A 25,091-nucleotide genomic window follows, 5' to 3' on the forward strand; every position below is an offset into this window, starting at 1 on the left:
CCCGCGAGGGCCGCCGCGGCCGCGGCGGGAGCGCCGGCCGCGGCCCGGGCCGCGAGCGCCGCGGCGCCAAGCGCCGCAACGGCTGCGCCTGCCTCGTCGTCGCCCTCGTGATCGCCGCCGGCCTCGGCGGCCTCGGCTACGTCGGCTACAACTTCTGGAGCGACCGCTTCGGCGCCCCCGCCGACTACGCGGGCGAGGGCCACGGCAACGTGACCGTGGAGATCCCCGAGGGCGCGACCATCACGCAGATGGGGAGCATCCTCAAGGACAAGGGCGTGGTCCAGAGCGTCCAGGCGTTCGTGAACGCCGCCGGCGACAAACTGCTCCACCCCGGCTCGTACTCCCTGCACAAGGAGATGTCCGGCGCGGCCGCCGTCGAGATGATGCTGAGCCCGGAGGCCGCCAACGCGCTCGTCATCCCCGAGGGCCGGCGCGCGACCGCCGTCTACGCGATGATCGACGAGCACCTCGGGCTTGAGAAGGACACCACCGCCAAGATCGCCGAGAAGGGCGGCCTCGGCCTGCCCGACTGGGCGGAGGGCAACCCCGAGGGCTTCCTGTGGCCGTCCAGCTACTCCGCGGCCGAGGGCACCGACCCCAAGAAGGTGCTGCGCGAGATGGTCGAGCGGGCCAAGGCCAAGTACACCGAGATCGGTCTCGCCGAGAAGGCGGACAAGACGGGCATGACCCCGTACGAGATCCTCACCATCGCCAGCCTCATCGAGGCCGAGGGGCAGTCGAAGGAGGAGTTCGGCAAGGTCTCCCGGGTCATCTACAACCGGCTGAAGCCGGACAACACCGCCACCAACGGCATGCTCCAGTTCGACTCCACCATCAACTACGCCAAGGGCGAGTCGAACCTGAACATCTCCAACCAGGACACGCAGTTCGACTCGCCGTACAACACCTACCTCCACGCCGGCCTGCCGCCCGCGCCCATCGACAACCCCAGCGAGCGGGCCCTCAACGCCGCGCTCGCCCCGACCGAGGGCGACTGGCTGTACTTCGTCACCGTCGAGGAGGGCGACACGCGCTTCACCGCCAGCAAGGAGGAGCACGACCGGAACGTCGCGGAGTTCAACAAGAAGCAGCGCGAGGAGGGCGACTGATGGCCCAGCCCCGGCGCGCGGCGGTCCTCGGCTCGCCCATCGCCCACTCGCTGTCGCCGGTGCTGCACCGCGCCGCGTACGGCGAGCTGGGCCTGTCCGGCTGGACGTACGGCCGCTACGAGGTCGACGAGCGGCGGCTGTCCGGCTTCCTCGACAGCCTTCAGCCGGGGGAGTGGGCCGGGCTCTCGCTGACCATGCCGCTCAAGCGCGCGGTGATCCCGCTGCTCGACGAGGTCAGCGCGACCGCGCGCGCGGTCGAGGCCGTCAACACCGTCGTCCTGCACGACGACGGCCGCCGCTTCGGCGACAACACCGATATCCCGGGCATGGTCGCGGCGCTGCGCGAACGCGGCATCGAGAAGGCCGAGCGCGCCGCCGTCCTCGGCGCCGGCGCCACCGCCTCCTCCGCGCTCGCCGCCCTCGCCACCGTCTGCACGGGGGAGGTCACGGCGTACGTCCGCTCCGCCGCCCGCGCGACCGAGATGGAGCAGTGGGGGGAGCGGCTCGGCGTCCCGGTGCGCTGCGCCGACTGGTCGGAGGCCGCCGCCGCCTTCGGCGCGCCGCTGGTCGTCGCCACCACCCCGGCCGGCGCCACCGACGCCCTCGCCGCCGAGGTCCCGGACCGCCCGGGCGCCCTCTTCGACGTGCTCTACGAGCCGTGGCCGACCTCCCTTGCCGGGGCCTGGGCCACGCACGGCGGCACAGTCGTCGGAGGTCTCGACCTCCTGGTGCACCAGGCGGTGCTGCAGGTCGAGCAGATGACGGGCGTCGCCCGCGCGCCGCTGGCGGCCATGCGCGCGGCCGGCGAGGCCGCGCTCGGCTCCCGCGCCGTCTGACCCCGCCTGGCCCGACCGGCCTGCCCCCGGACCTCCCGGCGGGCCCCCTGGCGGGCGCGGGAAGGGGGCGCAAGAAGCTGCCTGTCACCCCGTCCAGACTGTGGACCAGGGCAGGTGCGGACACCGCGGCGTGGGAGGATCGAGGCGAGGACACCGCACGGACGAGGGAGCACCGTTGAGCAGGTTGCGCTGGCTGACGGCAGGGGAGTCGCACGGTCCGGCACTGGTCGCGACGCTAGAGGGCCTGCCCGCGGGGGTGCCGGTGACCACTGACCTGGTCGCCGACCATCTCGCCCGCCGCCGGCTGGGGTACGGCCGCGGGGCGCGGATGAAGTTCGAGCGGGACGAGGTCAGCTTCATCGGCGGGGTGCGGCACGGGTTGACGTTGGGTTCTCCGGTGGCGGTCATGGTCGGGAACACCGAGTGGCCGAAGTGGGAGACGGTGATGGCGGCCGATCCGGTGGATCCGGCCGTGCTGGAGGGCATCGCCCGCAACGCGCCGCTGACCCGGCCCCGCCCCGGCCACGCCGACCTGGCCGGCATGCAGAAGTACAACGTGACGGATGCACGCCCCATCCTTGAGCGTGCCTCCGCCCGGGAGACGGCGGCCCGCGTCGCGCTCGGCGCAGTGGCCCGCTCGTACCTGAAGGAGACCGCCGGGATCGAGGTGGTCTCGCACGTTGTGGAGCTGGGCGGGGCGAAGGCGCCGTACGGCAGTGTGCCGGTGCCGGCGGACGTGGAGCGGCTGGATGCCGATCCCGTGCGCTGTCTGGACGCCGGGGCGAGCGAGGCGATGGTGGCCGAGATCGATCAGGCGCACAAGGACGGCGACACGCTCGGGGGCGTGGTCGAGGTGGTGGCGTACGGCGTGCCGGTCGGTCTGGGCTCGCATGTGCACTGGGACCGCCGGCTCGATTCCCGGCTGGCGGGGGCGTTGATGGGGATCCAGGCCATCAAGGGCGTGGAGCTGGGCGACGGCTTCGGGCTGGCGCGGGTGCCCGGTTCGCAGGCCCATGACGAGATCGTCGGTACCGAGGAGGGGATCCGGCGGTCTTCGGGCCGTTCCGGGGGTACCGAGGGCGGGCTGAGCACGGGTGAGCGGCTGCGGGTGCGGGCGGCGATGAAGCCGATCGCGACGGTGCCGCGGGCGCTGGCCACGGTGGATGTCGTCACCGGTGAGGCGGCCAAGGCGCACCACCAGCGCTCCGATGTCTGTGCGGTGCCCGCGGCGGGCATCGTGGCGGAGGCGATGGTGGCGCTGGTGCTGGCCGACGCGGTGGCGGAGAAGTTCGGCGGCGACAGCGTCACCGAGACCGCCCGCAACATCCGCGGCTACCTGGAGAATCTGGCCATCCGATGAGCAGCAGCACCGCGGGCCCCGAGCGCCCGGACACCGCAGAGACCGAAGCCAGCGCAGCCAGCGCAGCCGGCGCAGGGCCCGCGGACGGCCCCGCCGTCGTGCTCGTCGGCCCGCCGGGCGCCGGCAAGTCCACCGTCGGCGCCGTACTCGCCGCCCGTCTCGGCACCACCGTCCGCGACACCGACGAGGACGTCGAGAAGGCCGCCGGCAAGCCCATCCCCGACATCTTCTACGACGACGGCGAGCCCGTCTTCCGCGCCCTGGAGCGCGCCGCCGTACGCGCCGCGCTCGCCGAGCACCCCGGCGTGCTGGCCCTTGGCGGCGGGGCCGTCATGGACACCGGCACCCGCGAGCTGCTCGCCGCGCACCGCGTCGTCTTCCTCGACGTCGAACTGGCCGACGCCGTCAAGCGCGTCGGGCTCGACGTCCCGCGCCCGCTGCTCGCCGTCAACCCGCGCCAGCAGTGGCGCGCCCTGATGGAACAGCGCCGCCCGCACTACACCGAGGTCGCCCGCGCGACCGTCACCACCGCCGGCCGCACGCCGGACGAGGTCGCCCAGCTCGTACTCGCAGCATTGGAGAGCCACCCCGCATGACACCGAGCGCCGAAGGGGCCGAGGTCACCCGCATCCGCGTCGGCGGCACCGCCGGCACGGACCCGTACGAGGCCGTCGTCGGCCGGCGGCTCCTCGGCGAGCTGCCCCGGCTGCTCGGCGAGCGGGCCAAGCGCGTCGCGGTCATCGTGCCGCAGGCGCTCGCCGAGACCGGCGAGGGGCTGCGCGCGGACCTGGCCGGCGAGGGGTACGAGGCCGTCCTCATCCAGGTGCCGAACGCCGAGGAGGCGAAGACCGCCGAGGTCGCCGCCTACTGCTGGCGGGCCCTCGGCCAGTCCGGCTTCACCCGCAGCGACGCCGTCGTCGGCGTCGGCGGCGGCGCCACCACGGACCTCGCCGGGTTCGTGGCCGCGACCTGGCTGCGCGGCGTGCGCTGGGTCGCGGTGCCGACGACCGTGCTCGGCATGGTGGACGCGGCGGTCGGCGGCAAGACCGGCATCAACACCGCGGAGGGCAAGAACCTCGTCGGCGCCTTCCACCCGCCGGCCGGGGTGCTGTGCGACCTCGCCGCGCTGGACTCCCTCGGCGTCCACGACTACGTCTCCGGCCTCGCCGAGGTCGTCAAGGCGGGCTTCATCGCCGACCCGGCGATCCTGGAGCTGATCGAGGCCGACCCGGAGGGCGCCCGCAGCCCCGCCGGTGCGCACACCGCCGAGCTGGTCGAGCGGGCGATCCGGGTCAAGGCCGAGGTGGTCTCCGCGGACCTCAAGGAGTCGGGCCGCAGGGAGATCCTCAACTACGGGCACACCCTCGGCCACGCGATCGAGAAGAACGAGCGCTACACGTGGCGGCACGGCGCGGCCGTCTCGGTCGGCATGGTCTTCGCCGCCGAGCTGGGCCGCATCGCCGGCCGCCTCGACGACGCCACCGCCGACCGGCACCGCGCGGTGCTCCGCGCCCTCGGGCTGCCCGTGACGTACCGCGGCGACCAGTGGCCCAAGCTGCTGCAGACGATGAAGGTCGACAAGAAGACCCGCGGCGACGTGCTGCGCTTCATCGTCCTCGACGGGCTGGCCAAGCCCGCCGTGCTGGAGGGACCCGACCCGGCGATGCTGCTCGCCGCGCACGCCGAGATCGCGGCGGGCGCCGAGGAGGGCGCCGCATGACGCGCGTGCTGGTGCTCAACGGGCCGAACCTGGGCCGCCTCGGCTCCCGCGAGCCCGACGTCTACGGCGCCACGTCGTACGCCGGGCTCGTCGAGCAGTGCACGACGCTCGGCAAGGAGCTGGGGTTCGAGGTCGACGTACGGGAGACCAACGACGAGGGCGAGATGATCCGCTGGCTGCACGAGGCCGCGGACGGCCGGCTGCCGGTGGTGATCAACCCCGGTGCCTTCACGCACTACTCGTACGGGATGCGGGACGCGGCGGCGCAGCGCACGGCGCCGCTGATCGAGGTGCACATCTCCAACCCGCACGCCCGGGAGGAGTTCCGGCACACCTCGGTGATCGCCGCGGTGGCCTCCGGCACGGTCGCGGGCTTCGGCCTCGGCTCGTACCGGCTGGCGCTGCGCGCGCTGGCCGAGCAGCTGACCTCCTCCTGAACCGGCGCACCCGCCCCGGACGCCCGCCCGGCACGGGCCGTCGAACAGGAACGCCGCTACCAGACGCCGGAGTTCCGGATCTTCCTCGGTACGAAGCCGTAACCTCACCGTGCCCGCCGCGGATAGGAGGGGAGGGGCGGCTGAGCCCCCGTCAGAAACGACGACGAGGAGGAGCACGGATGCGGGTTTGGGCACGGGTGGCGGTCGCGGTGGCCGCGGCGCCGGCGGGCGTGGTGCTGCCGGCCGGCGTCGCGGCCGCCGACGAGCACTACAACGGCACGGTCACGAGCGGATCGAGTTTCGCGCTGCTGCGCACCGGGCAGATCGACGATCCGATGGAGGACGTGCTGGAGCACACCCTTCTCCTCGGCGGAAACCACACCTGGGACTAGGGTCGCGCGCGGCTCCTGGCAGGATCGTTCCCACCGCGGCGGGTCGTACGGGTACCGTGCGGGGCTACGGGCCCCGGACGGCCGTACGGCCATGACCAGCCGGGGTGCCGGGACGTGACGGGTGACAGAGCGAGGGTGCACGGGATGCAGCACGCAGTGGGGGTTCCGCAGCCGCCCCAGGGCAGACCTGGGCCGGGCGGCCCGCCGCCGGCGGCCGGGCCGCACGACGCGGTGGAGACGACCGGCCATCTGAAGCTCCCGGTCGGCGGCCCGGTCACCCTGCCCAGCCCGCCGCCCGCGCGCATGCCGCACGGTGCACCGCCGCCGACGGTGGCGGTGCTGCTCATCGGCCCGGCCGGGGCCGGCAAGACCACCGTGGCCCGGCACTGGGCGGACACCCGCCGGGCGCCGACCGCGCACATCAGCCTCGACGACGTGCGCGAGTGGGTGCGGGCCGGGTTCGCCGACCCGCAGGCCGGCTGGACGGACCACTCCGAGGCGCAGTACCGGCTGGCCCGCCGCACCTGCGGCTTCGCCGCCCGCAACTTCCTGGCCAACGGCATCTCCTGCATCCTGGACGACGCGGTCTTCCCCGACCGCCCGGTGGTCGGCCTCGGCGGCTGGAAGCGGCACGTCGGCCCCGGGCTGCTGCCCGTGGTGCTGCTGCCGGGCCTGGAGTCCGTTCTCGCCCGCAACGCCGCACGCACCGGCAACCGGCGGCTGGCGGACGAGGAGGTCGCCCGCATCCACGGCCGGATGGCCGGCTGGTACGGGTCCGGCCTGCCCATCATCGACAACTCGCGCCACGACGTGCCCGCCACGGTCCGGATGCTCGACGAGGTCGTGGGCCGCAGCCTGGCGAGCCCGCCGGCCTGGTAGCCCCGGGGCCGCACCCGGCCGCCGCCCGGCGGGCGCCGTGCCCGTACGGACGCGCTCGGGCGGCCCCGGACGCCCGGGCGCCCTAGGCTCGGGGCATGCCCGAGGTGCACGCTGCCCGCCGTACCCGACTGCGCTCCCACTGCGAGGCGGCCGGCAGCGACGCCGTGCTCGTCTCCCGGCCGGCGAACATCAGCTATCTCACCGGCTGCGCCCCGCCGCGGTCCGTCCTGCTGCTCGGCGCCGGCGAGGACCTGCTCGTCCGGCCCGGCGACCCCGCGCAGGACCCGGCCGGCGCCCCGCAGCCCGACGACCTGCGCGTCCACTCCCTCGGCGGCCCCGACGGCGACGCCGCGGTCGCGGCCACCGGGCTCGCCGCCGTCGGCGCCGCCACCGCGCTGGCCGTCGAGGAGCACCACCTGACGGTGGCCCGGCACCGCGCCCTGGCGTCCGTCGCGCCGCGGCTCGCGCTGACCGACCTGGCCCGCGCCGTGGAGCAGCAGCGGCTCGTCAAGGACGACGAGGAGATCGCCTGCCTGCGGATCGCCGCCGAGATCGGCGACCAGGCGCTCGGCGAACTGCTGGAGTCGATCCTCGTGGGCCGCACCGAACGGCACCTGGCGCTGGAGCTGGAGCGGCGGCTGGTCGACCACGGCGCCGAGGGTCCGGCGTTCCCCACCGCCGTGGGCACCGGGCCGCACGCCGGCCGTGCCGGGCACGTGCCCACGGACCGGCGGGTGGAGGAGGGCGACTTCCTCACCGTCTGCCTGGGCGCGCGCTACCGCGGCTACCGCTGCGAGATCGGCCGCACCTTCGTCGTCGGCACCGCCCCGGACGACTGGCAGATCGAGCTGTACGACCTGGTCTTCGCCGCCCAGCGGGCCGGCCGGGAGGCGCTGACGCCGGGCGTGGAGTACCGCGACGTGGACCGGGCGGCGCGGCAGGTGCTCACCGCCGCCGGCCACGGCGACGGGGTCGGGCCGTTCACCGGGCACGGGGTCGGACTGGAAATCGACGAGGACCCGCGGCTGGCCCCGGCGTCGATGGGTAAACTGGACGCTCGTGTGCCGGTCACCGTCGAGCCGGGAGTCCATCTCCCCGGCCGGGGCGGGGTCCGGATCGACGACACGCTCGTCGTCCGCTCGCAGGCGGACGGCGGTCCCGAGCTACTTACCATCACGACCAAGGAACTGCTCGCGCTCTGACCCCGGCCGGGTCGCAGGCGAATCCGGGCCTCCTCGGTCGTCCACGCAGTCCAGGAGATTTCGCGACGTGGCCACCACGAACGACCTCAAGAACGGCTTGGTGCTCAAGCTCGACGGCGACCAGCTCTGGTCCGTCGTCGAGTTCCAGCACGTCAAGCCCGGCAAGGGCCCTGCATTCGTCCGTACGAAGCTGAAGAACGTGCTCTCCGGCAAGACCGTCGACAAGACGTTCAACGCCGGGGTGAAGGTCGAGACGGCCACCGTCGACCGAAGGGACATGCAGTTCTCGTACAAGGACGGCGAGTACTTCGTCTTCATGGACATGGAGACGTACGACCAGCTGCACGTCGACCCCAAGACCGTCGGCGACACCGCCAACTACCTGCTGGAGGGCTTCGACACGACTGTGGCGCTGCACGAGGGCACGCCGCTGTACGTCGAGCTGCCCGCGGCCGTCGAGCTGACCGTCGCCCAGACCGACCCGGGCGTGCAGGGCGACCGCTCCACCGGCGGCACCAAGCCGGCCGAGCTGGAGACGGGCTTCTCCATCCAGGTCCCGCTGTTCATCTCCACCGGCGAGAAGATCAAGGTCGACACCCGCTCCGGCGAGTACCTCGGCCGCGTGAGCGGCTGACGTGGCCGCACGGAACACGGCTCGCAAGCGCGCGTTCCAGATCATCTTCGAGTCCGACCAGCGCGGCGCGCCGGCGGGGCAGGTGCTGCAGGACTGGATCCGGCTGGGCCTGACCGACCCCCGCCAGCCGCCGGTCGGCGACTTCACGCGGCGGCTCGTCGAGGGCTACGCGGAGCACGCCGCCCGCATCGACGAGCTGCTCGGTTCGTACGCGGTCGGCTGGACCCTGGACCGGATGCCGGTCGTGGACCGCAGCATCCTGCGGCTGGGGGCGTACGAGCTGATCTGGGAGGACGAGACCCCGGACGCGGTGGCGATCGACGAGGCGGTGCAGCTGACGAAGGAGTTCTCCACGGACGACTCGCCCGGCTTCGTCAACGGGCTGCTGGGGCGGCTGCAGGAGCTGAAGCCGCGGCTGCGCCGGGACGGCGGGCCGAGCGGCGAGGCCGCCCCGGAGACGGACTAGCCGGTCCGCCTCGCCCCGCCACGCACACCGCCGACGGGGGGGCGGGCCCCGCCCCGGGGCCCGCTCCGCCGACGGCGGCACGTTTCTGCTGGTGGGGTGCGGGTCAGGCGTCCTCGTGGACCACGACCGCACGGCGGGCGTCGGCGTCCAGGACGCCCCAGCCGATCAGCTGCTCGGTCAGCACCGACGGCGACTGGTCGTAGATCACCGCGAGCGTGCGCAGGTCGTCCTGGCGGATCGAGAGGACCTTGCCGTTGTAGTCCCCGCGCTGGCTCTGGATCGTCGCCGCGTAACGCTGCAGGGGGCCCGCCTTCTCGGCGGGGATCTGGGCCAGGCGCTCCAGGTCCAGCACGAGCTTCGGCGGCGGCTCCGCCGCCCCGCCGGGCGCCGAACCCGGGAGAAGCTCCTGCACCGGCACCCCGTAGAAGTCCGCCAGCTCCGCCAGGCGCTGCACGGTGACCGCACGGTCCCCGCGCTCGTACGACCCGACGACGACGGCCTTCCAGCGCCCCTGGGACTTCTCCTCCACGCCGTGCAGTGAGAGGCCCTGCTGGGTACGGATGCCCCGGAGCTTGGCCCCGAGCTGTTTGGCGTATTCGCTGGACATATGGCTCCCCGGACGACAGTCTGGTAACTCATTGTGAGGTTACGCAGCGTAACTTGGCTTCGTCAAGCGGAAGATTCATCCGGCCGCCACCCATCAGGGTGGTACTCCCGCGGCGGCGGGGCGCCGGGAGCCCGGCGCCGGGGCTGTCCTGCCGCGCTGCTAAGGTAGAGGGGACCTGACGTCCTTTAACGCCCGTCCCGTGAGGCGGGGAAGGGGGTCCTTTCCGTATGGACACGCATGACACCGGCAGCCCTGACCCGGCCCGGCCCGTCCTGGAGGCGCCGGACATCCAGCGGGTGCTGACCCGCATCGCCCACGAGATCGTGGAGCGCACCAAGGGCGCCCACGACGTGGTGCTCCTGGGCATTCCGACCCGCGGCGTGTGGCTCGGCCACCGGCTCGCCGCGAAGCTCGAAGAAATCACCGGCAGGAAGTTCGGCCACTCGGGCGTCGGCTCGCTCGACATCACCATGTACCGCGACGACCTGCGCATGGGCCCGCCCCGCGCGCTGGCCCGCACGGACATCCCGGCGGAGGGGATCGACGGCCGGCTGGTCGTGCTCGTGGACGACGTGCTCTTCTCCGGCCGCACCATCCGCGCGGCGCTCGACGCGCTGAACGACATCGGCAGACCGCGCGCCGTGCAGCTCGCCGTCCTCGTCGACCGCGGCCACCGCGAGCTGCCCATCCGCGCCGACTACGTCGGCAAGAACCTCCCCACGTCGCTGCGGGAGACGGTCCGCGTCCAGCTCACCGAGCAGGACGGCCGCGACGCCGTGCTGCTCGGCTCCAAGTAGGACGCCCGCCCCGCCCCGGCGGGTCACCAGGGCAGACGCCCCCGTGACCCGCCGTGCGCGAACCGCCGCACCCCCCGACACCCCGGAGCACCCAGTGAAGCGCCATCTCATCTCGGCCGCCGACCTGTCCCGCGACGACGCCGTGCTGATCCTCGACACCGCCGAGGAACTGGCCCGGATCGCGGACCGGCCCATCAAGAAGCTGCCCACCCTGCGCGGCCGCACGGTGGTGAACCTCTTCTACGAGGACTCCACCCGCACCCGCATCTCCTTCGAGGCCGCCGCCAAGCGGCTCTCCGCCGACGTCATCAACTTCTCCGCCAAGGGCTCGTCCGTCTCCAAGGGCGAGTCGCTGAAGGACACCGCCCTGACCCTGGAGGCGATGGGCGCGGACGCCGTCGTCATCCGCCACCACGACTCCGGCGCCCCGCACCGGCTCGCCACCTCCGGCTGGATCAACGGCTCCGTCGTCAACGCCGGTGACGGCACCCACGAGCACCCCACGCAGGCGCTCCTCGACGCCTTCACCATGCGCCGCCATCTCGAACCCGGCACGGGCGGCGGCCTCGACGGCCGCCGGATTACGGTCGTTGGGGACATCCTGCACAGCCGGGTCGCCCGCTCGAACGTGCTCCTGCTGCACACCCTCGGCGCCCAGGTCACCCTCGTCGCGCCGCCCACGCTGGTGCCGGTCGGCGTGGCGACCTGGCCGTGCGAGGTCTCGTACGACCTGGACACCGTGCTGCCGAAGTCCGACGCCGTGATGATGCTGCGGGTGCAGCGGGAGCGGATGAACGCCGCGTTCTTCCCGACCGAGCGCGAGTACGCCCGCCGCTACGGCCTCGACGGCGACCGGATGGCGCGCATGCCCGAGCACGCCCTCGTCATGCACCCGGGCCCGATGAACCGCGGCATGGAGATCACCGCCGAGGTCGCCGACTCGCCCCGCTGCACCGCGGTCGAGCAGGTGGCCAACGGCGTGTCCATCCGCATGGCCGTGCTCTACCTGCTGCTCGGCGGCGCCTCCCCGGGAGAGGCCCCCGCCGCGGGCACGTCCACTGCCCCGTCCGCCACCCTGTCCGCCCCGACCACCGCCCGTACCGAGGAGACCGACCGATGAGCAAGACCCTGATCCGCGGCGCGCAGGTCCTCGGCGGCGAGGTGCGGGACGTACTGGTCGACGGCGAGACGATCGCCGCGGTCGGCGAGCCCGGCGCGGCGCTGCCGGCCGACGGCGCCGAGGTCGTCGAGGCCGCCGGGCACGTCCTGCTGCCCGGCCTGGTCGACCTGCACACCCACCTGCGCGAGCCCGGCCGCGAGGACTCCGAGACCGTCCTGACCGGCACCCGCGCCGCCGCCCGCGGCGGCTTCACCGCCGTGCACGCGATGGCCAACACCTTCCCCGTCGCCGACACCGCGGGCGTCGTCGAGCAGGTCTGGCGGCTCGGCCGCGAGTCCGGCTACTGCGACGTGCAGCCCGTCGGCGCGGTCACGGTGGGCCTGGAGGGCAAGCAGCTCGCCGAGCTGGGCGCCATGCACGAGTCGGCGGCCGGCGTCGTCGTCTTCTCCGACGACGGCAAGTGCGTCGACGACGCCGTGATCATGCGCCGGGCGCTGGAGTACGTGAAGGCGTTCGACGGCGTCGTCGCGCAGCACGCGCAGGAGCCGCGGCTGACCGAGGGCGCCCAGATGAACGAGGGCGTCGTCTCCGCCGAGCTGGGCCTCGGCGGCTGGCCGGCCGCCGCCGAGGAGTCGGTCATCGCCCGCGACGTGCTGCTCGCCGCGCACGTCGACTCGCGGGTGCACGTCTGCCACCTGTCCACCGCCGGCTCGGTGGAGATCGTGCGCTGGGCGAAGTCCAAGGGCTGGCGCGTCACCGCCGAGGTCACCCCGCACCACCTGCTGCTCACCGACGAGCTGGTCCGCTCCTACGACCCCGTCTACAAGGTCAACCCGCCGCTGCGCACCGAGACCGACGTGCGCGCGCTGCGCGAGGCGCTGGCCGACGGCACCATCGACTGCGTCGCCACCGACCACGCCCCGCACCCGCAGGAGGACAAGGACTGCGAGTGGGCCGCCGCCGCCATGGGCATGGTCGGCCTGGAGACGGCGCTGTCCGTCGTCCAGCAGACGATGGTCGACACCGGCCTGCTCGACTGGTCCGGCGTCGCCGACCGGATGTCCCACCGGCCCGCCGCCATCGGCCGCCTCGACGGCCACGGCCGCCCGGTCGCCCCCGGCGAGCCCGCCAACCTCACCCTGCTCGATCCGGCCTACCGTGGTCGGGTGGACCCGCACCGCTTCGTCTCCCGCAGCCGCAACACCCCCTACGCGGACCGCGAGCTGCCGGGCCGGGTCACGCACACGTTCCTGCGCGGCCGGGCCACCCTCGCCGGGGGTGAGCCCGCGTGACGCTCGCCACCCTGCTCGCCGACGAACGGCAGTCGCAGCCCGTGACGGACTGGGCGGCCCGCATCGGCTGGATCGTCGGCCTGCTCCTGTTCATCGCGCTGGTCTACTGGCTCATGCGCGAGGGCTGGAAGTGGCGCGGCCAGCTCCAGTCCGGCATTCCGGACCTGCCTCGGATCCCCGACGAGCCCGGCCCGGCGCGCCTGACGCTGACCGGCCGCTACCACGGCACCACCACCGCCGGGCAGTGGCTCGACCGCATCGTCGCGCACGGACTGGGCGTACGCAGCCGCGTCGAGCTGACCCTCACCGAGCAGGGCCTCGCGGTCGTACGCCCCGGGGCCACGGACTTCTTCGTCCCCGCCGCGCACCTGCGCGGCGCCCGGCTCGACAAGGCCATCGCCGGCAAGGTCCTCACCGAGGGCGGCCTGCTGGTGATCACCTGGGAGCACGGCGGCGCGGAGTACGACTCCGGGTTCCGCTCCGCGCGCGCCGCCGAGCACGCCGCCTGGGTGGCGGCGCTCGCCGGGCCGGCCGCGGAACCCGCTCGCGGCGCCGGCGCCGCCGCCGCGAGCACCGAAGACGGCACCACCACGGAAGGCCCGCGATGAGCGCAACCCGCCCCGGCCAGGGGAGCCCCGCCGTACTCGTCCTGGAGGACGGCCGCAGCTTCCGCGGCCGGGCCTACGGAGCGACGGGGGAGACGTTCGGCGAAGCCGTGTTCTCCACCGGCATGACCGGCTACCAGGAGACCCTGACCGACCCCTCGTACCACCGCCAGGTCGTCGTCATGACCGCCCCGCACGTCGGCAACACCGGCGTCAACGACGAGGACGCCGAGTCCGCCCGCATCTGGGTCTCCGGCTACGTCGTCCGCGACCCCGCCCGCGTCCCCTCCAGCTGGCGCGCCACCCGCTCCCTCGACGAGGAGCTGCGCCGCCAGGGCGTCGTCGGCATCTCCGGCGTCGACACCCGCGCGATCACCCGCCACCTGCGCGAGCGCGGCGCCATGCGCGTCGGCATCTTCTCCGGCGACCGGGTCGCCGACCCGGAGGCGATGCTCGCCCGGGTGCGGGTGCAGGAGCCGATGGCGGGCGCCGACCTCGCGCCCGAGGTCGCCACCGGGGAGCCGTACGTCGTCCCCGCGGTGGGCGCGAAGCGCTTCACCGTCGCCGCGCTGGACCTGGGCATCAAGGGCATGACGCCGCGGCGCATGGCCGAGCGCGGCATCGAGGTGCACGTGCTGCCCGGCACCGCCTCGGTCGAGGAGGTCTACGCCGTGCAGCCCGACGGCGTGTTCCTCTCCAACGGCCCCGGCGACCCGGCCGCCGCCGACCTCACCGTGGTCCGCGCGGTGCTGGAGCGCGGCACCCCGCTGTTCGGCATCTGCTTCGGCAACCAGCTCCTCGGCCGCGCGCTGGGCTTCGGCACGTACAAGCTGAAGTACGGCCACCGGGGCATCAACCAGCCCGTCCAGGACCGCGCCACCGGCCGCGTCGAGGTCACCGCGCACAACCACGGCTTCGCCGTGGACGCGCCCCTCGACACCGTCGCGGACACCCCCTACGGGCGCGCCGAGGTCAGCCACGTGTGCCTCAACGACCGGGTCGTCGAGGGGCTCAGGCTCCTGGACCGGCCGGCGTTCTCCGTCCAGTACCACCCCGAGGCGGCCGCGGGTCCGCACGACGCGGCGTATCTCTTCGACCGCTTCGTCCGGCTCATGGCAGAGCAGGCGGAGCAGGCAGAGCCGGCCGCCCAGGCAGAACAGGGAGCCCAGCGTGCCTAAGCGCACCGACATCCGGTCCGTCCTGGTCATCGGCTCGGGCCCGATCGTCATCGGACAGGCCGCCGAGTTCGACTACTCCGGCACCCAGGCGTGCCGCGTGCTCAAGGACGAGGGCCTGCGGGTCATCCTCGTCAACTCCAACCCGGCGACGATCATGACCGACCCGGAGATCGCCGACGCCACGTACGTCGAGCCCATCACCCCCGAGTTCGTCGAGAAGATCATCGCGCGCGAGCGCCCCGACGCCCTGCTGCCCACCCTCGGCGGGCAGACCGCGCTCAACACCGCGGTCTCGCTGCACGACGGGGGGGTGCTGGAGAAGTACGGCGTGGAGCTGATCGGCGCCAACGTCGCGGCCATCCAGAAGGGCGAGGACCGCGACCGGTTCAAGGAGGTCGTCGCGGCGGTCCGCCGCAGCACCGGGTACGGCGAGTCCGCCCGCTCGGTGATCTGCCACTCCATGGACGAGGTGCTGGCCGGCGTCGACGGCCTCGGCGGCTACCCCGTCGTCGTGCGCCCCTCCTTCACGATGGGCGGCGCCGGCTCCGGCTTCGCCCACGACGAGGAGGAGCTGCGCCGCATCGCCGGCCAGGGGCTCGCGCTCTCGCCCACCACCGAGGTGCTGCTGGAGGAGTCCATCCTCGGGTGGAAGGAGTACGAGCTGGAGCTGATGCGCGACAAGCACGACAACGTCGTGGTCGTCTGCTCCATCGAGAACCTCGACCCCATGGGCGTGCACACCGGCGACTCCGTCACCGTCGCGCCGGCGATGACGCTCACCGACCGCGAGTACCAGATCCTGCGAGACATCGGCATCGCCGTCATCCGCGAGGTCGGCGTCGACACCGGCGGCTGCAACATCCAGTTCGCGGTCGACCCCGCCGACGGCCGGGTCGTCGTCATCGAGATGAACCCGCGCGTCTCCCGCTCCTCGGCGCTCGCCTCCAAGGCCACCGGCTTCCCGATCGCCAAGATCGCCGCGAAGCTGGCCGTCGGCTACACCCTCGACGAGATCCCCAACGACATCACCCGCGAGACCCCCGCGTCCTTCGAGCCCACGCTCGACTACGTGGTGGTGAAGGTGCCCCGCTTCGCGTTCGAGAAGTTCCCGGCCGCCGACGCGACGCTCACCACCACCATGAAGTCGGTCGGCGAGGCCATGGCCATCGGCCGCAACTTCACCGAGGCGCTCAACAAGGCGCTGCGCTCCGTCGAGAAGAAGGGCGCCCCGTTCGACTTCGCGGGCCCGCCGCCCGGCCCCGAGGAGAAGGCCGGGCTGCTGGCGCGGGCGGCCGTGCCCACCGACGGCCGGCTGAACACCGTGATGGCCGCGATCCGGGCCGGCGCCACGGAGGCGGAGGTGCACGAGGCGACGCGGATCGACCCCTGGTTCGTCGACCAGCTCTTCCTGATCAAGGAGATCGCCGACGAGTTGGCCGGCGCGGACCACCTCGACCCCGGGCTCCTCGCGTACGCGAAGCGGCACGGCTTCTCCGACGCCCAGATCGCCGGGGTGCGCGGGCTGCGCGAGGACGTGGTGCGCGAGGTGCGGCATGCGCTGGGCGTACGCCCGGTCTACAAGACGGTCGACACCTGCGCCGCCGAGTTCGCCGCCCGCACCCCGTACCTGTACTCCAGCTACGACGAGGAGACCGAGGTCGCCCCGCGCGAGCGGCCCGCCGTGATCATCCTCGGCTCCGGCCCCAACCGCATCGGCCAGGGCATCGAGTTCGACTACTCCTGCGTCCACGCCTCCTTCGCCCTCGGCGCGGCGGGGTACGAGACGGTGATGGTCAACTGCAACCCGGAGACGGTCTCCACCGACTACGACACCTCCGACCGGCTGTACTTCGAGCCGCTGACGCTGGAGGACGTGCTGGAGGTCGTGCACGCCGAGACCCAGGCGGGCCCGGTCGCCGGCGTCCTCGTCCAGCTCGGCGGGCAGACCCCGCTGGGCCTGGCGCAGGCGCTCAAGGACAACGGCGTGCCGGTCGTGGGCACGTCGCCCGAGGCCATCCACGCCGCCGAGGACCGCGGCACGTTCGGCCGGGTGCTCGCCGACGCCGGGCTGCCGGCACCGAAGTACGGCACCGCGTTCTCCTTCGCCGAGGCCAAGCGGATCGCCGCCGGGATCGGCTACCCGGTCATGGTGCGCCCGTCGTACGTGCTCGGCGGGCGCGGCATGGAGATCGTCTACGACGAGCCGGCGCTGGCCGCGTACCTGGAGCGGCACGCCGGGCTCATCTCCGAACATCCCGTGCTCGTGGACCGGTTCCTCGACGACACCATCGAGATCGACGTCGACGCGCTCTACGACGGCCACGAGCTGTACCTCGGCGGCGTCATGGAGCACATCGAGGAGGCCGGCATCCACTCCGGCGACTCCGCCTGCGCGCTGCCCCCCATCACCCTCGGCGGGCACGACATCAAGCGGCTGCGCACCTCCACCGAGGCCATCGCCCGCGGCGTCGGCGTCCGCGGACTGATCAACATCCAGTTCGCGCTGGCCGGGGACATCCTCTACGTGCTGGAGGCCAACCCGCGCGCCTCGCGCACCGTCCCCTTCACCTCCAAGGCCACCGCCGTGCCGCTGGCCAAGGCCGCCGCCCGCATCTCGCTCGGCGCCACCGTCGCCGAGCTGCGTGCGGAGGGCATGCTGCCGGCCGCCGGCGACGGCGGCACGCTGCCGCTGGACGCGCCGATCTCGGTGAAGGAGGCCGTGCTGCCGTGGACGCGCTTCCGCGACATCCGCGGCCGCGGGGTCGACACCGTGCTCGGCCCGGAGATGCGCTCCACCGGCGAGGTCATGGGCATCGACGGCGTCTTCGGCACGGCGTACGCCAAGTCGCAGGCCGCCGCGTACGGCGCGCTGCCCACCCGCGGGCGGGCGTTCGTCTCGGTCGCCAACCGCGACAAGCGCGCGATGGTCTTCCCGGCCCGCGAGCTGGTCCAGCACGGCTTCGAGCTGCTGGCCACCTCCGGCACCGCCGAGGTGCTGCGCCGCAACGGCATCGCCGCGACCGTCGTGCGCAAGCAGTCGGAGGGCCCGGGGCCGGGCGGCGAGCGGACGATCGTGCAGCTCATCCACGACGGCGACGTGGACCTCATCGTCAACACCCCGTACGGGACCGGGGGCCGGCTCGACGGCTACGACATCCGCACCGCCGCCGTCGCCCGCGGCGTGCCGTGCCTGACGACGGTGCAGGCGCTGGCCGCCGCCGTCCAGGGCATCGAGGCGCTGACCCGCGGCGAGGTGGGGGTGCGCTCCCTGCAGGAACACGCCGGCCACCTCACCGAGGCCCGCGCCCGGTAGCCGCCCGCGACCCTCCGACCACCCGCCCCTCCGCGCCCACCCGCAGCCCCGCGCCCCCGCCGGCCGGCTACCGGGCCGCCGGCGGAGGGCACGGGCCCCCGAAGCAGCCGAAGGCCCCATGTACCCCTTCCTCTTCCACAACGTCTTCGCCCGGATGGACCCCGAGCGGGCCCACGGCCTGGCGTTCGCGGCCATCCGCGGCGCCGCCGCCGCGCCCGGCGTGCGCAGCGCCGTGCGGCTCACCGCCGCGCCCCGGCACCCCGAGCTGCGCGTCCGCGCGCTCGGCATCGACTTCCCCGGCCCGTTCGGGCTCGCCGCGGGCTTCGACAAGAACGCGGTCGGCGTCGACGGGCTGACGATGCTCGGCTTCGACTTCGTCGAGGTCGGCACCGTCACCGCCCGCCCCCAGGCCGGCAACGAGCCGACCCGGCTGTTCCGGCTGATCCCGGACCGGGCGCTGGTCAACCGGATGGGCTTCAACAACGACGGCTCCGCCGCCGTCGCCGCCCGCCTAGCCCGGCGGAGGTACGGCAGGCGCACCCCGTACCGGCCGAACGCCGTCGTCGGCGTCAACATCGGCAAGAACAAGTCCGTCCCCGAATCGGGTGCCGTCCAGGACTACGTCACCGCCACCGAGCGGCTCGCCGGCCACGCCGACTACCTCGTCGTCAACGTCTCCTCGCCCAACACGCCCGGGCTGCGCGACCTCCAGGCGGTCCGCCACCTGGGCCCGCTGCTCGCGGCCGTGCGCGCCGCCGCCGACGGCGTCGCCGCCGCCGCCCGGCCGGGCGCGCCCGGCCCACCCGCGCGCGTACCGCTGCTGGTCAAGATCGCCCCCGACCTCGCCGACGAGGACGTCGACGAGGTCGCCGACCTGGCCCTGGAGCTGGGCCTCGACGGCATCATCGCCACCAACACCACCGTCGCCCGCGACGGCCTGACCACCGCGGCGGACCGTGTCGCGGCCATCGGCGCCGGCGGCCTGTCCGGAGCCCCGCTGCGCGACCGCGCCCTCGATGTGCTGCGCCGCCTCCACGCCCGCGTGGGCGGCCCCGACGAGCACGGCATCGTGCTCTTCGGGGCCGGCGGCATCGAGACCGCCGAGCACGCCTGGGAGCGCATCCTGGCCGGCGCCACCCTCGTCCAGGGCTACAGCGGCTTCGTCTACGAGGGCCCGCTGTGGCCCCGCAGGATCCACCGCGGCCTGGCGGAGCTGCTGGCCGCCTCCCCGTACGCCACCCTCGCCGACGCCGTCGGCGCCGACGCCAGGAAGGCGAGCACATGACCCCCGAGCCCTCCGAGCCCCCCGAGTCCTTCGGCCACCGGCTGCGCCGCGCGCGGGACACCCGCGGCCCGCTGTGCGTCGGCATCGACCCGCACGCCGCCCTGCTGGCCCGCTGGGGGCTGCCGGACGACCCGGCGGGCCTGGAGCGGTTCACGATGACCGCCGTCGAGGCGCTGGCCGACCGCGTCGCCGTGCTCAAGCCGCAGTCCGCCTTCTTCGAGCGCTTCGGCTCCCGCGGCATCGCCGTCCTGGAGAAGGCCGTCACGGTGGCGCGCGCCGCCGGGGCGCTGGTCCTCATGGACGCCAAGCGCGGCGACATCGGCTCCACGATGGCCGGCTACGCCGCCGCGTACCTCGACAAGGACGCGCCGCTGCGCTCCGACGCGCTGACCGTCACGCCCTACCTCGGGTACGAGTCGCTGCGCCCGGCGCTGGACGCCGCCCACGCCGCCGGCGCCGGCGTGTTCGTCGTCACCCTCACCTCCAACCCGGAGGGCGACGAGGTGCAGCGCGCCGCCGTCCGGGGGACGCCCGGCGGCGCGCGGACCGTCGCGCAGACGGTGCTCGACCACATCGCCGCCGAGAACCGCGGCGCCGCGCCGTTCGGCTCGGTCGGCGCCGTCGTCGGCGCCACCCTCGCCGAGGCGGACGCGGACCTGGCGGTGGGCGGCCCGCTGCTCGCCCCCGGCATCGGGGCCCAGGGCGCCGCGCCCGCCGACCTCCCGCGCGTCTTCGGCGCCGCGCTGCCCCAAGTGCTGCCGAGCGCAAGCCGGTCGGTGCTGGCGCACGGACCGGATATCGCGAGGCTGCGGGCGGTGGCCGAACAGTTGGCCGACGACGTACGAAACGTATCCTCATAAACCGGGTGATATACCCAGAACTTGCCGCGGAACTTGAGTCTGACCAGGACTTTTCATCTGTTCTCGCTGACTGGCGCGGTCTCGGCCGCTAGTCTCCGTCATCAGAGCGCGGGCACCAGCGCGTTGCTCGTTGCTCCGCAGGTGCGGGGCCACTAGGTTCCACACCGTTCCATATCCGATTAGTTCGACATCCGAGGTGACGTAGGCGTGGCTCTTCCGCCCCTTACCCCTGAACAGCGCGCAGCCGCGCTCGAGAAGGCCGCAGCGGCTCGCCGGGAGCGCGCCGAGGTCAAGAATCGGCTGAAGCACTCCGGCGCTTCCCTGCACGACGTGATCAAGCAGGGCCAGGAGAACGACGTCATCGGCAAGATGAAGGTCTCCGCCCTGCTTGAGTCCATGCCCGGTGTGGGCAAGGTGCGCGCCAAGCAGATCATGGAGCGCCTCGGCATCTCCGAGAGCCGCCGGGTGCGCGGTCTGGGCTCCAACCAGATCGCCTCGCTTGAGCGCGAGTTCGGCAGCACCGGTTCCTGACGGTCCGGGGCACTCCCGGAAACCGGGATAATCGCTGCATGAGTACAGCTGTCTCCCGGGGGGCGGCCCCCGTCCCGCCGGCAGGTCGTCCGCGGCTGACCGTGCTCTCCGGCCCCTCCGGGGTCGGCAAGAGCACGGTCGTCGCGCATCTGCGCAAGGTCCATCCCGAGGTGTGGCTCTCGGTCTCCGCGACGACCCGCAGACCGCGCCCCGGCGAACGCCACGGCGTCCAGTACTTCTTCGTCAGCGACGACGAGTTCGACAAGCTCGTCGCCAACGGGGAGCTGCTGGAGTGGGCGGAGTTCTCCGGCAACCGGTACGGCACGCCCCGCCGGCCCGTGCTGGAGCGGCTCGACGCCGGCGAGCCCGTCCTGCTGGAGATCGATCTGCAGGGGGCGCGGCTCGTCCGGGAGAGCATGCCGGAGGCCCTGCTGGTGTTCCTCGCCCCACCCGGCTGGGACGAGCTGGTCCGCCGGCTGACCGGGCGCGGCACGGAGCCGCCGGAGGTCATCGAGCGCCGGCTGGCGGCGGCGCGCACGGAGCTGGCGGCCGAGGAGGAGTTCGACGAGACCCTGGTCAACACCTCCGTCGAGGACGTCGCCGCCGAGCTGCTAGCCTTGATGCAGGTTTGATCCGTGAAGTTCCACTGGAAGGCTGGATAGGTTGTCCTCTCCCATCACCGCGCCCGAGGGCATCATCAACCCGCCGATCGACGAGCTGCTGGAGGCCACCGACTCCAAGTACAGCCTCGTGATCTACGCGGCCAAGCGTGCGCGGCAGATCAACGCGTACTACTCGCAGCTGGGCGAGGGCCTGCTGGAGTACGTCGGCCCGCTGGTGGACACGCATGTGCACGAGAAGCCGCTGTCGATCGCGCTCCGCGAGATCAACGCGGGCCTGCTGACCTCCGAGGCCACCGAGGGCCCCGCGCAGTAGGCGCCCCTCGCCGCACCGGGCCCGGCAGCGCGGCTGCCGGGCCCGTGGTGTGTCATGGGGGAGTGGACGACGAGCGGTGGGGAGCAGGCATGGCGGAGGATGCGACGGCACCGGCTGCACCGGCTGAGATCGTGCTGGGTGTCAGCGGCGGCATCGCGGCGTACAAGGCGTGCGAGCTGCTGCGGCTGTTCACGGAGTCCGGCCACGCGGTACGGGCCGTGCCCACGGCCGCCGCGCTGCACTTCGTCGGCGAGGCGACCTGGGCGGCGCTCTCCGGCCGCCCCGCCGCCACCGAGACCTGGGCCGACGTGCACGAGGTCCCGCACGTCCGCATCGGCCGCCGGGCCGACCTCGTGGTGGTCGCCCCCGCCACCGCCGACCTGCTCGCCCGGGCCGCCCACGGCCTCGCCGACGACCTCCTGACGAACACCCTGCTCACCGCCTCCTGCCCGGTCGTCTTCGCGCCGGCCATGCACACCGAGATGTGGGAGCACCCCGCCACCCAGGCCAACGTCGCCACCCTGCGCGCCCGCGGCGCCGTCGTCATCGAGCCCGCCGTCGGCCGGCTCACCGGCGCCGACACCGGCAAGGGGCGGCTGCCGGAGCCGGCGGAGATCTTCGAGGTCTGCCGCCGCGCGCTCGCCCGCGGGACCGGCGGCCTGGCCCCCGACCTGGCCGGCCGGCACGTCGTCGTCAGCGCCGGCGGCACCCGGGAGCCGCTGGACCCGGTGCGCTTCCTCGGCAACCGCTCCTCCGGCCGGCAGGGCTACGCCCTGGCCCGTACCGCCGTCGCCCGCGGGGCCCGGGTCACGCTGCTGGCCGCGAACACCGCGCTGCCCGACCCCGCGGGCGCGGACGTCGTCCGCGTCGGCACCACCGTGGAGCTGCAGGACGCTGTGCTGAAGGCCGCCGCCGACGCCGACGCCGTCGTCATGGCCGCCGCCGTCGCCGACTTCCGGCCGGTGACATATGTCACCGGAAAGATCAAGAAGAAGGAGGACCGCGATCCGGAGCCGATCGCCCTCACCCGCAACCCCGACATCCTCGCCGGGATCTCCGCCGACCGCCCGCGCCCCGGGCAGGTCGTCGTCGGCTTCGCCGCCGAGACCGACGACGTGCTCGCCAACGGCCGCGCCAAGCTCGCGCGCAAGGGCTGCGACCTGCTCGTCGTCAACGAGGTGGGGGAGTCCAAGGCGTTCGGCTCGGACGGCAACGAGGCCGTGGTCCTCACCGCCGGCGGGCGGGAGGTGCCCGTGCCGTACGGGCCCAAGGAGGCGCTGGCCGACGTGGTGTGGGACCTCGTGGCGGAATCCCTCGGCTGAGTGGCCGGCAGCCGACACTCCGGGCAGTTTCTTGCTGCTTTGTGCCGGAACTCGTACGGGAATTCGTGCGGTTTCCCAGGTCATCGGGCATCCACCCATCGGGACGGGGTTGTCCCCAGGGCGGAACTCCCGGATAAAATAGCCCGCGGGCCCGTCCCGGGAGCACCCGGACCGGGTCCGCAACCGATCAGCCAGCAGCCGCTGCAACCGTGGGGAGCGATGTGTCCCGCCGTCTTTTCACCTCGGAATCCGTTACCGAGGGTCACCCCGACAAGATCGCTGACCAGATCAGCGACACCATCCTCGACGCCCTGCTCAAGGACGACCCGCACTCCCGGGTCGCAGTCGAGACGCTGATCACCACCGGCCAGGTGCACGTGGCCGGCGAGGTCACCACCTCCGGTTACGCGGACATCGCGACCCTCGTGCGCAACAAGATCCTCGACATCGGCTACGACTCGTCGAAGAAGGGTTTCGACGGCGCCTCCTGCGGCGTCTCCGTCTCCATCGGCGCCCAGTCCCCGGACATCGCCCAGGGCGTCGACACCGCGTACGAGAGCCGCGTCGAGGGCTCCGGCGGTGACGACCTCGACCTGCAGGGCGCCGGCGACCAGGGCCTGATGTTCGGCTACGCCTGCGACGAGACGCCCGACCTGATGCCGCTGCCCATCCACCTGGCGCACCGGCTGTCCGCCCGGCTCAGCGAGGTCCGCAAGAACGGGACCATCCCCTACCTGCGGCCCGACGGCAAGACGCAGGTCACCATCGAGTACAACGGCGACAAGGCGGTCCGGCTCGACACCGTCGTCGTCTCCTCGCAGCACGCCTCCGACATCGACCTCGACTCGCTGCTCACCCCCGACATCCGCGAGTTCGTCGTCGAGCCGGAGCTGAAGGCCCTCCTCGACGACGGCATCAAGCTGGACACCGAGGGCTACCGGCTGCTGGTCAACCCGACCGGCCGGTTCGAGATCGGCGGCCCCATGGGCGATGCCGGGCTCACCGGGCGGAAGATCATCATCGACACCTACGGCGGCATGGCCCGGCACGGCGGCGGCGCCTTCTCCGGCAAGGACCCGTCCAAGGTCGACCGCTCCGCCGCCTACGCCATGCGCTGGGTCGCCAAGAACGTCGTGGCCGCCGGCCTGGCCTCGCGCTGCGAGGTGCAGGTGGCGTACGCGATCGGCAAGGCCGAGCCGGTCGGCCTCTTCGTCGAGACCTTCGGCACCGCCACGGTCGACGTCGAGAAGATCGAGAACGCCATCTCCGAGGTCTTCGACCTCCGCCCCGCGGCGCTCATCCGCGACCTCGACCTGCTGCGCCCGATCTACTGCCAGACCGCCGCGTACGGCCACTTCGGCCGCCCCCTGGACGACTTCACCTGGGAGCGGACCGACCGCGTCGACGCGCTGCGCAAGGCCGCCGGCAGCTGAGCCGGCACCCCGCACCCCGCGTTCCGCACAGCCCGCGGCCCCGGACCGGCGTCCGGGGCCGCGGGCTGTCCGGCGCGCTGTCCGCCCCGTCTGGTAGGACGGAGGGGTGACCAGCGACGACGACCGGGAGGCGGAACCGGGCGGGGCGGAGCAGCTCGCCCTCATCCGGGAGACCGTGCGCAAGGCCGGGGGCCCCCGCGCGCGCCCGCGCACCTGGCGCGGCGCCGCGCTGGCCGAGGAGCTGCCCGTCGCCCGCGTCCTCGTCGACAAGGGGCTGCTCCACCTCGACCGCCTCTTCGACTACGCCGTGCCCGCCGCCATGGACGCCGAGGCGCGCCCCGGCGTGCGCGTGCGCGTCCGCTTCGGCGCCGGCGAGCGCGAGGGCCGGCGCGAGGGCGGCGGGCTGATCAACGGGTACGTCGTCGAGCGCCGCGCCGACAGCGACTTCCCCGGCACCCTCGCGCCGATCGCCCAGGTCCTCTCCCCGGAGCCCGTCCTCGGGGCGCAGCTCTTGGGCCTGTGCCAGGCCGTCGCCGACCGGTACGCCGGCGCCCTCGCCGACGTCGTGCAGCTCGCGCTGCCGCCGCGGATGGCCCGCGCCGAGAAGAAGCCCTCGCCGGACCCGCTCCCGCCGCCCCCGGCCCCCGACCCCGGCGGCTGGACCCGCTACGGGAACGGTCCCGGGCTGCTGGCCGCGCTGGCCGACGGCGGCGGCCCGCGGGCGGTGTGGACGGCGCTGCCCGGCCCCGGCTGGCCCGACGAACTGGCCCGCGCGCT

At 73.7% G+C, this 25,091-nt stretch carries 26 protein-coding genes; 25 read left to right on the forward strand and 1 reads right to left on the reverse strand.

What is annotated here, in order from left to right; all coding sequences use genetic code 11:
- From mltG to nusB, 11 genes are all read left to right on the forward strand, one after another.
- Positions 1-1,109, forward strand: a 1,109-nt coding sequence (gene mltG, locus ABD317_RS13015) for an endolytic transglycosylase MltG (RefSeq protein ID WP_344290031.1), incomplete at its 5' end; no start/stop codon positions are given.
- Positions 1,109-1,945, forward strand: coding sequence for a shikimate dehydrogenase (locus tag ABD317_RS13020; protein ID WP_344290033.1), 837 nt, complete (start codon positions 1,109-1,111; stop codon positions 1,943-1,945). The genes mltG and ABD317_RS13020, both read left to right, overlap by 1 nt.
- A 175-nt stretch (positions 1,946-2,120) precedes the next feature.
- Complete coding sequence (gene aroC, locus ABD317_RS13025) at positions 2,121-3,305, forward strand: chorismate synthase (RefSeq protein WP_344290035.1); 1,185 nt, start codon at positions 2,121-2,123, stop codon at positions 3,303-3,305.
- Positions 3,302-3,901: a shikimate kinase gene (locus tag ABD317_RS13030; protein WP_344290037.1), complete on the forward strand. Its 600-nt coding sequence runs from the start codon at positions 3,302-3,304 to the stop codon at positions 3,899-3,901. The genes aroC and ABD317_RS13030 overlap by 4 nt, the downstream gene beginning before the upstream one ends.
- Complete coding sequence (gene aroB / locus ABD317_RS13035; protein WP_344290039.1) at positions 3,898-5,025, forward strand: 3-dehydroquinate synthase; 1,128 nt, start codon at positions 3,898-3,900, stop codon at positions 5,023-5,025. Before ABD317_RS13030 ends, aroB begins: the two co-directional genes overlap by 4 nt.
- Positions 5,022-5,462 carry a type II 3-dehydroquinate dehydratase gene (gene aroQ, locus ABD317_RS13040; protein WP_344290041.1) on the forward strand — a complete coding sequence of 147 codons (441 nt, stop codon included), beginning with the start codon at positions 5,022-5,024 and terminating at the stop codon, positions 5,460-5,462. Before aroB ends, aroQ begins: the two co-directional genes overlap by 4 nt.
- A 197-nt stretch (positions 5,463-5,659) precedes the next feature.
- The gene (locus tag ABD317_RS13045; protein WP_027757242.1) at positions 5,660-5,854 is read left to right on the forward strand and encodes a hypothetical protein; all 195 of its coding nucleotides are present in this window, start codon (positions 5,660-5,662) and stop codon (positions 5,852-5,854) included.
- 144 nt (positions 5,855-5,998) lie between these two features.
- Positions 5,999-6,733 (forward strand): AAA family ATPase, encoded by a 735-nt coding sequence (locus ABD317_RS13050; protein WP_199789097.1) that lies wholly within the window; start codon positions 5,999-6,001, stop codon positions 6,731-6,733.
- Positions 6,734-6,828: 95 nt separating this feature from the next.
- Complete coding sequence (locus ABD317_RS13055; protein WP_344290044.1) at positions 6,829-7,935, forward strand: aminopeptidase P family protein; 1,107 nt, start codon at positions 6,829-6,831, stop codon at positions 7,933-7,935.
- Positions 7,936-8,002: 67 nt separating this feature from the next.
- Positions 8,003-8,569 (forward strand): elongation factor P, encoded by a 567-nt coding sequence (gene efp, locus ABD317_RS13060; protein WP_027757245.1) that lies wholly within the window; start codon positions 8,003-8,005, stop codon positions 8,567-8,569.
- A gap of 1 nt (position 8,570) precedes the next feature.
- Entirely contained in the window at positions 8,571-9,035 is a 465-nt protein-coding gene (gene nusB / locus ABD317_RS13065; RefSeq protein ID WP_344290046.1) for a transcription antitermination factor NusB, read from the forward strand.
- A 103-nt stretch (positions 9,036-9,138) separates the two neighbouring features.
- Here nusB and bldD read toward each other — a convergent pair whose 3' ends face one another.
- Complete coding sequence (gene bldD / locus ABD317_RS13070) at positions 9,139-9,642, reverse strand: transcriptional regulator BldD (protein ID WP_018836716.1); 504 nt, start codon at positions 9,640-9,642, stop codon at positions 9,139-9,141.
- Between the two features lie 227 nt (positions 9,643-9,869).
- On the opposite strand from bldD, the gene pyrR reads away from it, so the two are divergent.
- From pyrR to ABD317_RS13140, 14 genes are all read left to right on the forward strand, one after another.
- Complete coding sequence (pyrR, locus tag ABD317_RS13075) at positions 9,870-10,439, forward strand: bifunctional pyr operon transcriptional regulator/uracil phosphoribosyltransferase PyrR (protein WP_027757247.1); 570 nt, start codon at positions 9,870-9,872, stop codon at positions 10,437-10,439.
- A 94-nt stretch (positions 10,440-10,533) separates the two neighbouring features.
- Positions 10,534-11,559 carry an aspartate carbamoyltransferase catalytic subunit gene (locus ABD317_RS13080; protein WP_344290054.1) on the forward strand — a complete coding sequence of 342 codons (1,026 nt, stop codon included), beginning with the start codon at positions 10,534-10,536 and terminating at the stop codon, positions 11,557-11,559.
- Positions 11,556-12,851: a dihydroorotase gene (locus tag ABD317_RS13085; RefSeq protein WP_344290056.1), complete on the forward strand. Its 1,296-nt coding sequence runs from the start codon at positions 11,556-11,558 to the stop codon at positions 12,849-12,851. Before ABD317_RS13080 ends, ABD317_RS13085 begins: the two co-directional genes overlap by 4 nt.
- Complete coding sequence (locus tag ABD317_RS13090) at positions 12,848-13,459, forward strand: PH-like domain-containing protein (protein ID WP_344290058.1); 612 nt, start codon at positions 12,848-12,850, stop codon at positions 13,457-13,459. The genes ABD317_RS13085 and ABD317_RS13090 overlap by 4 nt, the downstream gene beginning before the upstream one ends.
- Positions 13,456-14,634, forward strand: a complete 1,179-nt coding sequence (gene carA, locus ABD317_RS13095) for a glutamine-hydrolyzing carbamoyl-phosphate synthase small subunit (protein ID WP_344290060.1) — start codon at positions 13,456-13,458, stop codon at positions 14,632-14,634. The genes ABD317_RS13090 and carA overlap by 4 nt, the downstream gene beginning before the upstream one ends.
- Entirely contained in the window at positions 14,627-17,947 is a 3,321-nt protein-coding gene (gene carB / locus ABD317_RS13100) for a carbamoyl-phosphate synthase large subunit (RefSeq protein WP_344290062.1), read from the forward strand. The genes carA and carB overlap by 8 nt, the downstream gene beginning before the upstream one ends.
- Before the next feature lie 118 nt (positions 17,948-18,065).
- Positions 18,066-19,232 (forward strand): quinone-dependent dihydroorotate dehydrogenase, encoded by a 1,167-nt coding sequence (locus tag ABD317_RS13105; protein WP_344290064.1) that lies wholly within the window; start codon positions 18,066-18,068, stop codon positions 19,230-19,232.
- Positions 19,229-20,092 (forward strand): orotidine-5'-phosphate decarboxylase, encoded by an 864-nt coding sequence (pyrF, locus tag ABD317_RS13110; RefSeq protein ID WP_344290066.1) that lies wholly within the window; start codon positions 19,229-19,231, stop codon positions 20,090-20,092. Before ABD317_RS13105 ends, pyrF begins: the two co-directional genes overlap by 4 nt.
- A gap of 207 nt (positions 20,093-20,299) precedes the next feature.
- Positions 20,300-20,623 carry an integration host factor gene (locus ABD317_RS13115; RefSeq protein WP_018836707.1) on the forward strand — a complete coding sequence of 108 codons (324 nt, stop codon included), beginning with the start codon at positions 20,300-20,302 and terminating at the stop codon, positions 20,621-20,623.
- A gap of 38 nt (positions 20,624-20,661) precedes the next feature.
- Entirely contained in the window at positions 20,662-21,255 is a 594-nt protein-coding gene (gene gmk / locus ABD317_RS13120) for a guanylate kinase (protein ID WP_051438678.1), read from the forward strand.
- Positions 21,256-21,286: 31 nt separating this feature from the next.
- Positions 21,287-21,559 (forward strand): DNA-directed RNA polymerase subunit omega, encoded by a 273-nt coding sequence (gene rpoZ, locus ABD317_RS13125; RefSeq protein ID WP_018836705.1) that lies wholly within the window; start codon positions 21,287-21,289, stop codon positions 21,557-21,559.
- 89 nt (positions 21,560-21,648) lie between these two features.
- On the forward strand, positions 21,649-22,881 hold the full coding sequence (gene coaBC, locus ABD317_RS13130) for a bifunctional phosphopantothenoylcysteine decarboxylase/phosphopantothenate--cysteine ligase CoaBC (RefSeq protein ID WP_344290070.1): 1,233 nt from the start codon (positions 21,649-21,651) through the stop codon (positions 22,879-22,881).
- Between the two features lie 221 nt (positions 22,882-23,102).
- Positions 23,103-24,314: a methionine adenosyltransferase gene (gene metK / locus ABD317_RS13135; protein WP_027757257.1), complete on the forward strand. Its 1,212-nt coding sequence runs from the start codon at positions 23,103-23,105 to the stop codon at positions 24,312-24,314.
- 106 nt (positions 24,315-24,420) lie between these two features.
- The coding region (locus ABD317_RS13140) for a primosomal protein N' family DNA-binding protein (protein WP_486389008.1) at positions 24,421-25,091 on the forward strand (671 nt) is incomplete at its 3' end.

The organism is Streptomyces synnematoformans (assembly GCF_039531005.1).
Taxonomy (GTDB): domain Bacteria; phylum Actinomycetota; class Actinomycetes; order Streptomycetales; family Streptomycetaceae; genus Streptomyces; species Streptomyces synnematoformans.